This window comes from Saccharomonospora iraqiensis subsp. paurometabolica YIM 90007, from assembly GCF_000231035.2.
Taxonomy (GTDB): domain Bacteria; phylum Actinomycetota; class Actinomycetes; order Mycobacteriales; family Pseudonocardiaceae; genus Saccharomonospora; species Saccharomonospora paurometabolica.
The window spans coordinates 7,719-17,362 of the sequence record NZ_KI912236.1 but is presented as its reverse complement, the minus strand read 5'-3'; the positions used below and the strand labels follow the sequence as shown (position 1 = coordinate 17,362).

The following is a 9,644-nucleotide window of genomic DNA, read 5'->3' as shown; positions in this document are numbered from 1 at the left end:
CCGCCCCGACGACGAGCACGTCGCAGTGCGCGTACGTCGCGTCGTAGCGGGCGGGGTCCGGGTCGGTCGCGAGCCGCCCCTGGCCGGGCAGGCCGGTGGCCGCCAGCCCCTCCCGCAACGGGACCGTCGTCGCGGGCAGCATCGGCTCCGGGAACGGCTCCTCGATCTGCACCAGCGCGTTCGGTTCCTCCACACCGGTGGCCATGATGCCGCGCGGACGGCCGTACCGGATGCTGGTGGCGACCGCGTGGACGCCGTTGGCCAGCAGCGCCGAGGCGAGTGTGTCGCCGGCGTATCCCTCGTAGTCGTCGCCGTCGAAGCGGAAGCGGACCGGGCGGTCCCGGTCGATGCGTCCCCGGTCGGCGAGCCGGAACTCGGTGCTCACCTCGTCACCGCCTCTGCTGCGTGTGGGTCGTCGGGCTCGATGGCGTTGCTGGTGGTGTCCCGGCGCACGGTGAACCAGCGGCGGCAGCCCGCCTGGTGCGACCACCGCTCGGTGAACACGCCCCGCGGGTTGTCCCGGAAGAAGAGGAACCGCGCCCAGTCCTCATCGGACACCGCGTCCGGCCGGTCCGGGTAGCGGACGTCGGCCTGGCCGCCGTAGTGGAACTCGGTCTCGTTGCGCGGCCCGCACCACGGGCAGGGAATGAGCATCATCGTCGGACTCCTTCAGTGCGCGACACCGGCGGCGCCGTGTTCGTCGATCAGTGCGCCGGTGGTGAACCGCTCCAGGCCGAACGGGGCGTTGAGCGGGTGCGGCTCGTCGTGGGCGATCGTGTGGGCGTAACACCAGCCCACGCCGGGGGTGGCCTTGAAACCGCCGGTGCCCCAGCCGCAGTTGACGTAGAGGCCGTCGAACGGGGTGCGGCCCATGATCGCCGAGGCGTCCGGGGTGACGTCGACGACGCCGGCCCAGGTGCGCAGCACGTGGGCGCGGGAGAACATCGGGAACAGCTCGACCGCCGCCGTCAGCTCCCGCTCGATGGTGTGGAACGACCCGCGCTGGGCGTACGAGTTGTGCGCGTCGATGCCCGCGCCGAGGACGAGTTCGCCCTTGTGCGCCTGGCTGACGTAGACGTGCACCGCGTTGGACATCACCACGGTGGGGTGCACGGGTTCGAGCAGCTCGGAGACCAGCGCCTGCAGCGGGTGGCTCTGGATCGGCAGCCGCAGCCCGAGGTCGTCGGTGAGCACGGACGTGCTGCCCGCCGCCGCCAGCGCCACCTTGCCCGCCCGGATCGTGCCGCGTGGGGTGTGCACCCCGACGACCCGGTCACCGACCCGCTCGAATCCGGTGACGGGGCAGTTCTGGATCAGATCCACACCCATGCGGTCGAGCGCACGCGCGAAGCCCCAGGCGACGTGGTCGTGTTTGGCGATGCCCGCCCGCGGCTGCCAGGTCGCCCCGAGCACCGGGTAGCGCAGGTCCTCCGAGGTGTTCAGGATCGGGCAGATCTCGGCCACCTGCGCGGGGTCGAGCCACTCCGCGTCGATGCCGCCCAGTTTGTTCGCCTCGACCCGGCGGACCGCGTCGCGGACCTCCTGCAGCGAGTGCGCGAGGTTGAGCACCCCGCGCTGGGAGAACAGCAGCGGGTAGTCGAGTTCGTCGGCCAGCCCCTCCCACAGCTTCAGCGAATGCTCGTAGAGGCCGGCGCTCTCGTCCCAGAGGTAGTTCGAGCGGATGATCGTGGTGTTGCGGGCCATGTTCCCGCCGGCCAGCCATCCGCGTTCGAGCACGGCGATGTCGGTGATGCCGTGGTTGACGGCCAGGTAGTACGCGGTGGCCAGGCCGTGCCCACCACCACCGACGATCACCACGTCGTAGGACGCTTTCGGCTCCGGGGAGTCCCAGAGCCGCGCCGGATGGTCCGGCAGGTCGGCACAGGGGGTGCGAGGCGTCATCGAGAACCTCCGTTCGAGCGTGCGCAGCAGCGGGGGAGTGCGGAGCCGGGTCGCCGAGGTCGGTCGGCGACTGAGGAACAGCTGATCGAATACTGGTCGACGTCTGATATATCAGCGTGTCGTCTACAGTAGGACCCCGTGGATTCCGGAGTCAACAGTTCCGCCGTCGCCGGTGGGCACGCGGGCCGATCGCTGTCCGAGCACGCCTACACGACGGTGCGGGACATGCTGGTCACCCTGGAGATCCCGCCGGGGGCACCGATCAACGAGGAGCGGCTCTCCCGCAGCATCCAGGTCGGCCGCACCCCGCTGCGCGAGGCGATCAAGCGGCTGCAGGCCGAGGACCTGGTGGTGATCTATCCCCGGCGCGGCACGTTCGCCACCGAAATCAACATCACCGACCACGGGCTCATCGCCGAGGTCCGCAGGCACCTGGAAGGGCAGGCGGCCCGCAGCGCCGCCGCACGGGCCTCGGACGCCGAGCGGGCCGAGCTGGCCGCGTTGGCCGACCGGATCAGCCTGCAACGCGACGACGTGGACCTGATGCGGCTGGACACCGAGATCCACCGGGCGATCTACCACTGCACCCGGAACCGGTACCTGGAAGCCACGCTGAACCACTACTACAACCTGACCCTGCGGATCTGGTACCTGTTCCTCACCCGGCTGCAGGGCATGCCGCGGCACGTCGCCGAACACGAGCGCATGCTGCACGCGATCATCGCGGGCGAGGGCGAGGAGGCGGCCGAGATCGCCACCGGCCACGTCGCCCACTTCGAGAACGCCGTGCTCGCCGCCCTCCGCGAGTAGCCGGGCGACGCCGCCGGTTGCCCGCCCGCGCCCACGGGTATTCCCGACCGGGCAGGACAGGCGAGGCGAAGGAGCGTCGATGAACTCCCCAGGACAGGCGCCGCGCGCGTACACCGGCTTCGACCGCATGCCGATCGGCGGTGAGTGGCGGGCGGGCGGCTCGGAGTCGGTGGCGGCGGACACCAACCCCTACACCGGCGAGGTACTGACCGAGCTCCCCCTGGCCTCGACCGGGGACGTGGACCGTGCCTACCGGGCCGCCCGGGGGGCGCAGGCCGAGTGGGCCGCCCGGCTCCCGGGCGAGCGCACCGAGGTCTTCCTGCGTGCGATCCGGATTCTGGACGAGCGCCGCCGGGAGTTCGTGGAGTGGCTGATCGCCGAGGCGGGGGCGGTGCGTTTCCGGGCCGAGTTCGAGGTGGACCTCGTGCGCGGGGTCCTCGCGGAGGCCGCGTCGTTCCCCTCCCGGGTGGCCGGGCGGATCCTGCCCAGCACGATCCCCGGCAAGGAGAACCGCGTCTACCGGCAACCCGTCGGCGTCGTCGCGGTGATCAGTCCGTGGAACTTCCCGCTGCAACTGTCCAACCGGTCGGTGGCACCCGCGCTGGCGGTGGGCAACGGGGTGGTGCTCAAACCCGCCGGGGACACCCCGGTGACCGGGGGGCTGCTGCTGGCGAAGCTGTACGAGGAGGCCGGACTCCCCCCGGGGCTGCTCAACGTCGTGGTCGGGAAGAGCTCCGAAATCGGCGACGCGGTGGTCACCCACGACATTCCGCAGGTCATCTCGTTCACCGGATCCACCCCGGTCGGTGAGAACATCGCGCGCAAGGCCCCGCTCAAGCGGTGCGCCCTGGAGCTCGGCGGGAACGGTCCGCTGGTGGTGCTCGACGACGCCGACCTCGACGGCGCCGTGGACGCGGCCGTGTTCGGCTCCTACGTCCACCAGGGGCAGGTGTGCATGGCCACCAACCGCGTGATCGTCGACGCCGGGGTCCACGACCGGTTCGTCGACCGGTTCGCCGAGCGGGTCCGGGGCCTGCGTCCGGGCGACCCGACGGACACGGAGACCCAGATCGGGCCGATCGTCAACGGCAGCCAGTTCTCCCAGGTGCGCGAGAAGGTCTCCCGCGCGGTCGACGACGGCGCACAGCTCGTCGTGGGAGGGGACCCGCTCGGCCCGACCGGGCTGGTGCTGCCCCCGCACCTGCTGGTGGGCACCAACCGGGTCGCCACCGCGGCGGAGGAGGTGTTCGGGCCGGTGGGCACCGTGGTGCGCGCCGACGACGAGCGGCACGCCCTCCAGCTCGCCAACGACACCGAGTACGGGCTCTCCAGCGCCGTCTACACCGCCGACATCGAACGCGGCGTGCGGTTCGCGCAGCAGGTGCGCGCGGGCATGACCCACGTCAACGACACCACGATCAACGACGACCCGAACACCGCGTTCGGCGGGGAGAAGGCGTCCGGGCTCGGCCGCTTCGGCGGCGACTGGGCGATCGAGGAGTTCACCACCGACCACTGGATCAGCGTGCAGTACACCCCACGGACCTTCCCCCTCGGCTGAGCGTGGGCCGGGCCGCGGCCGAGCGGGGAGCTCACCCGCGCGGGGTGAGGGGCTCCCGGGCCGCCGAGGGCAGCTCGGTGTCGTCGGGGACCGGCCAGCGCAGCGGGTCGGGGCCCAGCCGGTGCAGTGCGCCGACCTGCCGGGAACACCACGGCGACACGGCCGACGGGTCCGCGCGCACCTCGGCGACGAAGTCGGTCCACGGCACCCACCCGGCCTCGTCGACCTCCGACGGGTCCGGGTGCAGCGCGGGCCGGTCGGCCACGGTCGCCCGGTAGACGGGGCACACCTCGTTCTCCCGCGTGCCGTCCGGCATGGTGGCCTGGTAGGAGAAGGTGGGCAGGACCAGCTCGATCGTGTCCGCCACGACGCCGAGTTCGTCGGTGAGCCTGCGGGCCACCGCGTCGGGCAGCACCTCACCCGGCCCGGGGTGGCCGCAGCAGGAGTTCGTCCGCACGCCGGGCCAGGTCTTCTTCGCCCCGGCCCGCCGGGTGACGAGCAGCTGACCCGCGCGGTCGAAGACGTAGCAGGAGAACGCCAGGTGCAGCGGTGTGTGCTCGTGGTGCACCTCCGCCTTCGGTGCGAACCCGACGGGTTCGTGGTCCGCACCGCACAGCACCACGTACTCGGTGTCCGGATCGAGCGCCGAATTCGTGTCGAGTGCTGAGATCATGGACCCGACCCCCTTCCTCTCGCGGCACACACACCGGCCGTGTCCCCCGGCCTCGCCTGCACTCTGCTGGGTGTCGCCGTCCCCGGCAACCCGACCGCCCCACCCCACCCGAACGGGGGTGCCGGCAGGTGTGCCGTGAAGGGCACTTTCGCTGCGCTCAGCGCGGTGAGGGGCACTTTCACTGCGTCCCGTGCAGGGAATGTGCCCCTCACGGCACAGCCGGGGTGACCACCTCGGCGAGGCGGGCGATGTCGGTGGGGAGGACGCGGCAGCAGCCGCCGAGGAGGGTGGCGCCTGCGGCGAGCCAGGTGGGGGCGTCCGTGGCGCGGTAGCGGGTGGGGCCGGTCCAGTCGCGGCGGTGTGCGTCCCAGCCCTCGCCGCTGTTCGGGTAGGCCACGACCGGTTTGCCGGTCACCTCCCGCGCGCACGCCACGGCGTCCGGTACCTCGGCGGGGGCACAGCAGTTCACCCCCACCGCGACGACCTCCGGCGCGTCCGCCGCGACGGCGAACGCCTCGGCCATCGGCTGTCCGGCCCGGGTACGCCCGCCGTCGACGTTGAACGTCAGCCACGCGGGCAGCCCCACCCCCTCGACCGCGCGCACCAGCGCCTCGGCCTCGTCCACGTCCGGCACCGTCTCCAGCGCGAGGACGTCCGGCCCCGCCTCGGCCAGTACCTCGATCCGGGGGCGGTGCCAACGCCGCAGTGCGGGGACGCCCACCCCGTACCGGCCGTGGAACTCCGACCCGTCCGCCAGCGCCGCACCGTACGGGCCGACCGACGCCGCCACCCACAACTCCGACGCCGCGGCCGCCGTGGCGCGGGCCTCGTGCGCCAGGTCGACACTGCGCCGCAACACCCGTGCGGACTCGTGGCGGTCCAGCCCGTACGCGGCGAGTCTGTCGAACGAGGCCTGGTAGCTCGCCGTGGTCGCCACCCGCGCCCCGGCCCGGTAGAACGCGCGGTGGGCGGCGACGATCTCCTCCGGGGCGTCGAGCAACAGCCGCGCCGACCACAGCGCGTCGGTGAGCTCGTGCCCCCGGGCCTCCAGCGCGGACGCGAGCCCCCCGTCGAGCACGGTCACGGTGCCGTCGGAGTCGTTCGGAGCGAATCCCACGGCACCCACTCTAGGCGCGTCCACCACCCGTCCGGACCGCACGGAGAACAGCCCGATACGACGGTGGAGCGCCGGACCGGCCGGGCCCGGACCGTGCCGAGGCGCCCGGCGCCGCCGGAGCCCGGCCGGCCGTGCCGGACGGGGCTCAGCTACCCGGTCTCGCCGGGGTGAAGCGCACCGGCAGGGTCGTCAGCCCCCGCATCCGGACGGAATGCCGCCAGGCCAGGGCGGAGGTGGGCACCGCGAGGTGCACGTCGGGCAGGCGGTCCAGCAGCACCTCGACCCCACCCCGGGCGACGGTCGCCGCGATCTCCTGCGCCGGGTACGGGCAGCCGTGTTCGCCGTGGCCGAACGACAGGTACGCCTCGTTCCCCACGGCTCCCCCGACGTCGCCGCCCCCACCCGCGACGACCTGCGGACAGGCGCCGCGGACACGGGCGTGCGGGTCGGCATTGGCCGCCGCGACGCCGAGCACCAGCAGGTCCCCCCGGCGGACCCGCCGACCGCCGAGGTGGGTGTCGGTGGTCGCGATCCGTCCCACGATGTTCTGCACCGGGGGATCGCGCCACAGCACCTCGTTGAGCGCCTGCCCGATGCTGCCCCGGCCACCCGAGAGGGTGGTCGCGAAGCGTTCGTCGGTGAGCATCAGCCGCAGCGCGTTGCCCATCCAGTCGGCCGTCGCGAGGTGGGCCGCCTCCAGGGTCAGGAAGAGGTCGGTCGCGACCGCGTCGTCGTGCGGGGCACGCGGGTGCGCGAGGATCCGGGACGGCAGGTCGGCGCCGGGGTGGGCGCGTCTGTGCCGCACCAGCTCCCGCATCAGCGACACGATCCGCTGCCGCGCCGGTCCGGCCTCCGGTCCGGGTGTCGCGGCCAGGCCGGTGTCCCGCACCAGCCCGGGCACCGTGGTCTCGGACAGTCCGAAGATCCGCGCGAGGGTCAACATCGGGATCCGGTGCGTGTACCCGGCGATCAGGTCGGCCGTCCCGCGCCCGGCGAAGCCGTTCACCAGGCGGTCGGCGACCTGCTCGACCCGCAGGCGCAGCTCCATCGGATCGACCTCGGCGAGCGCCTCGTGCAGTGGTGGTGGCGCGGCACCGGAGCCGGGTACGGCGGCGGGCCGGTCACCGGACCGTGGGACCGTCTCCACCCCCGGGGTCCTGCTCACCCGGGGATCGATCGGCTCCTGCGGCCGGACGTGCTGCCCGCTGTGCCAGTGCCGGCGGGTGCGGGCGAACAGCCCGGGATCGTCGGCGACCTGGTACAGCTCCCGGTAGCCGAGCACCAGCCACGCGGGCACGGTGCCGTCGAGCAGAACCGGAGCGACGGGACCGTGGCGTCGTCGGAGGTCCTCGTTGAGCCGCGCCGGGTCGCGCGCGAACCCGGGACCGTACAGCGCCGTGGGTGGTGCGTGGGGACCCGACATGAGCTGCTCCGACGGCGGAAAGGGGGGTGGGCGCTGATCGTGAGGAGGCGATTGTAGGCCCCCCGGCGACCGGCACCGGTGGAACCGGCGCCGGACGGGACACGCCGGGAGGCGTTCGGTCGCCCCGGACGGCGGACGTGGCCCGGTGGCGGCCCGTGCACCGGGGTCTCCGGAATGTCAGCCCTGGTCGGGGCGGACGAGGCGGGCGCGGATGCGGACGGTCGCCTCGGTCGTCCCGGTGAGGAACCGGGCGATGGTCCGGCGTTCGGCGTCGTCGAAACCCTCCCACACCCGGGCGTACTCCTCACCTAAAGGTGTGAACAGCTCGGATCCGAGGCGGAGCGCGCTGTCGCACACGCGCAGCACCACCCGCCGCCGGTCGGCATGGTCGCTCTCCCGGCGCACGTGCCCGGCGGCGGAGAGCCGGTCGAGCACCGAGGTGGTGGCCGACGGACTCAGGTGCAGCGTCCCGGCCAGCTCGCCCGGGCTGAGCGGGGCGCCGGTGCGGTCCGCGTCCATGATCGCGACAACGGCGTTCAGGTCGGTGCGGTGCAGACCGTGCACCTCGCCGAACATCTCGGTGAACCGGTCGGCCTCCACCGTCAACCTGCGTACCTGCCGGATCAACGCCTCGTCGTCGCTGTCGACGTGCTCGGCCACCTCGCCGTCCTTCCGCCACGGTCGTCGCCTCCGCCGGGCCGTGCTCCCCGGCGGGGCCCTCGTCGGGCCGCCGCCGCGCGTACCCGATCCGGGCATCCGGATTGCCGCGCGTGACCGCCGAGCCTAGTATTGCACCCAATCCGTTCGATCGTCGAAAGAAAAGAAACCCCGTGCGTCCACTCCGCAGGTTCCTGCCCGCTCTTCTGCTCCTCGTGTGGCTGGCCGTGGGCGCCGTCGGCGGTCCGTACGCCGGGATGCTGAGCGACGTGGCCGAGAACGACAGCGCCGCGTTCCTGCCCACCTCCGCGGAGTCCACCGAGGTGCAACGGCTGCAACGGCAGTTCGCCGACACCGGCGCGGTGCCGGCCGTCGTCGTCGCCGAACGGCCGGAGGGCATCACCCCGGCCGACCGTGCGTTCCTGGAGGATGCCCGCTCCCGACTGGCCGACGCCGACGTCACCGCGCCGGGGGTGTCCCCGGTGCTCCCCGCGCCCGCCGCCGACGCGGCACTACGGCTGGTCGCCCCGGTCGCGGGCGACCCGGGGGAGTCGGTCGAACGCATCCGCGGGATGCTCGCGCGGGCCCCCGCCGGGCTCGACGTCTACGTCACCGGTCCCGCGGGGCGGGTCGCGGACCTCTCCGAGGCGTTCAGCGGGATCGACGGGCTGCTGCTGCTCGTGGCGGGCTCGGTGGTGGCGGTGATCCTCGTCGTGGTCTACCGCAGCCCGCTGCTCCCGCTGCTCGTGCTGTTGTCCGCGGTGCTCGCGCTGGGGCTGGCGAGCTTCGTGGTGTATCTGCTGGCCGACGGCGGTGTGCTCGCGCTCAACGGGCAGAGCCAGGGCATCCTGTTCATCCTCGTGTTCGGTGCGGCCACCGACTACGCGCTGTTGCTCGTGTCCCGCTACCGGGAGGAACTCCGCGAGGTCCCCGGCCGCCGGGACGCCATGCTGCGGGCGTGGCGGGGCACCATCGAACCGATCCTCGCCTCGGCGGGCACGGTCATCCTGGGCGTGTTGTGCCTGCTGTTCAGCGAACTGAACTCGAACCGCGACCTCGGTCCGGTGGCCGCCATCGGCATCGCGGCCGCGCTGCTGGCCTCGACCACGTTCCTGCCCGCCGTGCTCGTCGTGTTCGGCCGGGTCGCCTTCTGGCCGTTCCGGCCGCACAGGGGAACCCGCAAGCCGGAGTCGGAGGGGGTCTGGGGCCGGATCGCGGGGCGCGTCGATCGCACGCCGCGGGCGGTCTGGCTGCTCACGACCGTCGCCCTGCTGGTGCCCGCGGCGTTCCTGCCGCAGTTCGAGGCCAGTGGGACGGCCGAGTCGGAGCTGTTCCTCGAACGCGTCGAGTCGGTCGCCGGGCAGGAGGTCCTGGCCGAGTACTTCCCCGGCGGCGCGGGCGCGCCCACCGTGGTGATCGCCGACGCCGATGCGACCGGTGCGGTGCTGCGGGCGACCCGGGCCGTCGACGGGGTCGCCGAGGCGGAGCCGACCGGGACCGC

General features: G+C 73.2%; 10 protein-coding genes. 3 read left to right on the top strand and 7 right to left on the bottom strand.

The window, feature by feature from the left end; genetic code table 11:
* The 3 genes from SACPADRAFT_RS27220 to SACPADRAFT_RS0211620 all read right to left on the bottom strand — a co-directional run.
* The coding region (locus tag SACPADRAFT_RS27220) for a 2Fe-2S iron-sulfur cluster-binding protein (protein ID WP_007025225.1) at nucleotides 1-385 on the bottom strand (385 nt) is incomplete at its 3' end.
* A complete protein-coding gene (locus SACPADRAFT_RS0211625) occupies nucleotides 382-657 on the bottom strand; it encodes a sarcosine oxidase subunit delta (RefSeq protein WP_007025224.1) in 276 nt (91 codons plus the stop codon). The genes SACPADRAFT_RS27220 and SACPADRAFT_RS0211625, both read right to left, overlap by 4 nt.
* Nucleotides 658-669: 12 nt before the next feature.
* Nucleotides 670-1,902: a sarcosine oxidase subunit beta family protein gene (locus SACPADRAFT_RS0211620; RefSeq protein WP_007025223.1), complete on the bottom strand. Its 1,233-nt coding sequence runs from the start codon at nucleotides 1,900-1,902 to the stop codon at nucleotides 670-672.
* A gap of 138 nt (nucleotides 1,903-2,040) precedes the next feature.
* Here SACPADRAFT_RS0211620 and SACPADRAFT_RS0211615 point away from each other — a divergent pair, with 138 nt between their 5' ends.
* Both SACPADRAFT_RS0211615 and SACPADRAFT_RS0211610 read left to right on the top strand, forming a co-directional pair.
* Nucleotides 2,041-2,712, top strand: a complete 672-nt coding sequence (locus tag SACPADRAFT_RS0211615; protein WP_007025222.1) for a GntR family transcriptional regulator — start codon at nucleotides 2,041-2,043, stop codon at nucleotides 2,710-2,712.
* 79 nt (nucleotides 2,713-2,791) lie between these two features.
* Nucleotides 2,792-4,273, top strand: coding sequence for an aldehyde dehydrogenase family protein (locus SACPADRAFT_RS0211610; RefSeq protein WP_007025221.1), 1,482 nt, complete (start codon nucleotides 2,792-2,794; stop codon nucleotides 4,271-4,273).
* Nucleotides 4,274-4,304: 31 nt separating this feature from the next.
* On the opposite strand, the gene idi is transcribed toward SACPADRAFT_RS0211610, so the two are convergent.
* The 4 genes from idi to SACPADRAFT_RS0211590 all read right to left on the bottom strand — a co-directional run bounded on the left by idi (nucleotide 4,305) and on the right by SACPADRAFT_RS0211590 (nucleotide 8,146).
* A complete protein-coding gene (idi, locus tag SACPADRAFT_RS0211605; RefSeq protein ID WP_007025220.1) occupies nucleotides 4,305-4,946 on the bottom strand; it encodes an isopentenyl-diphosphate Delta-isomerase in 642 nt (213 codons plus the stop codon).
* Between the two features lie 208 nt (nucleotides 4,947-5,154).
* Entirely contained in the window at nucleotides 5,155-6,063 is a 909-nt protein-coding gene (gene mmuM / locus SACPADRAFT_RS0211600) for a homocysteine S-methyltransferase (RefSeq protein ID WP_040924272.1), read from the bottom strand.
* A gap of 145 nt (nucleotides 6,064-6,208) precedes the next feature.
* Nucleotides 6,209-7,486: a cytochrome P450 family protein gene (locus tag SACPADRAFT_RS0211595; RefSeq protein ID WP_007025218.1), complete on the bottom strand. Its 1,278-nt coding sequence runs from the start codon at nucleotides 7,484-7,486 to the stop codon at nucleotides 6,209-6,211.
* A gap of 177 nt (nucleotides 7,487-7,663) precedes the next feature.
* Complete coding sequence (locus SACPADRAFT_RS0211590) at nucleotides 7,664-8,146, bottom strand: MarR family winged helix-turn-helix transcriptional regulator (RefSeq protein WP_007025217.1); 483 nt, start codon at nucleotides 8,144-8,146, stop codon at nucleotides 7,664-7,666.
* Between the two features lie 170 nt (nucleotides 8,147-8,316).
* On the opposite strand from SACPADRAFT_RS0211590, the gene SACPADRAFT_RS0211585 reads away from it, so the two are divergent.
* Nucleotides 8,317-9,644 (top strand): MMPL family transporter (locus tag SACPADRAFT_RS0211585; protein ID WP_028662404.1); only part of this gene is annotated, 1,328 nt, incomplete at its 3' end.

What these genes read in the sequence shown, in the direction of transcription:
- SACPADRAFT_RS0211625 (WP_007025224.1), bottom strand. Translation starts at nt 657, where the DNA reads ATGATGCTCATTCCCTGCCCGTGGTGCGGGCCGCGCAACGAGACCGAG.
- SACPADRAFT_RS0211620 (WP_007025223.1), bottom strand. Translation starts at nt 1,902, where the DNA reads ATGACGCCTCGCACCCCCTGTGCCGACCTGCCGGACCATCCGGCGCGG.
- SACPADRAFT_RS0211610 (WP_007025221.1), top strand. Translation starts at nt 2,792, where the DNA reads ATGAACTCCCCAGGACAGGCGCCGCGCGCGTACACCGGCTTCGACCGC.
- idi (WP_007025220.1), bottom strand. Translation starts at nt 4,946, where the DNA reads ATGATCTCAGCACTCGACACGAATTCGGCGCTCGATCCGGACACCGAG.
- SACPADRAFT_RS0211595 (WP_007025218.1), bottom strand. Translation starts at nt 7,486, where the DNA reads ATGTCGGGTCCCCACGCACCACCCACGGCGCTGTACGGTCCCGGGTTC.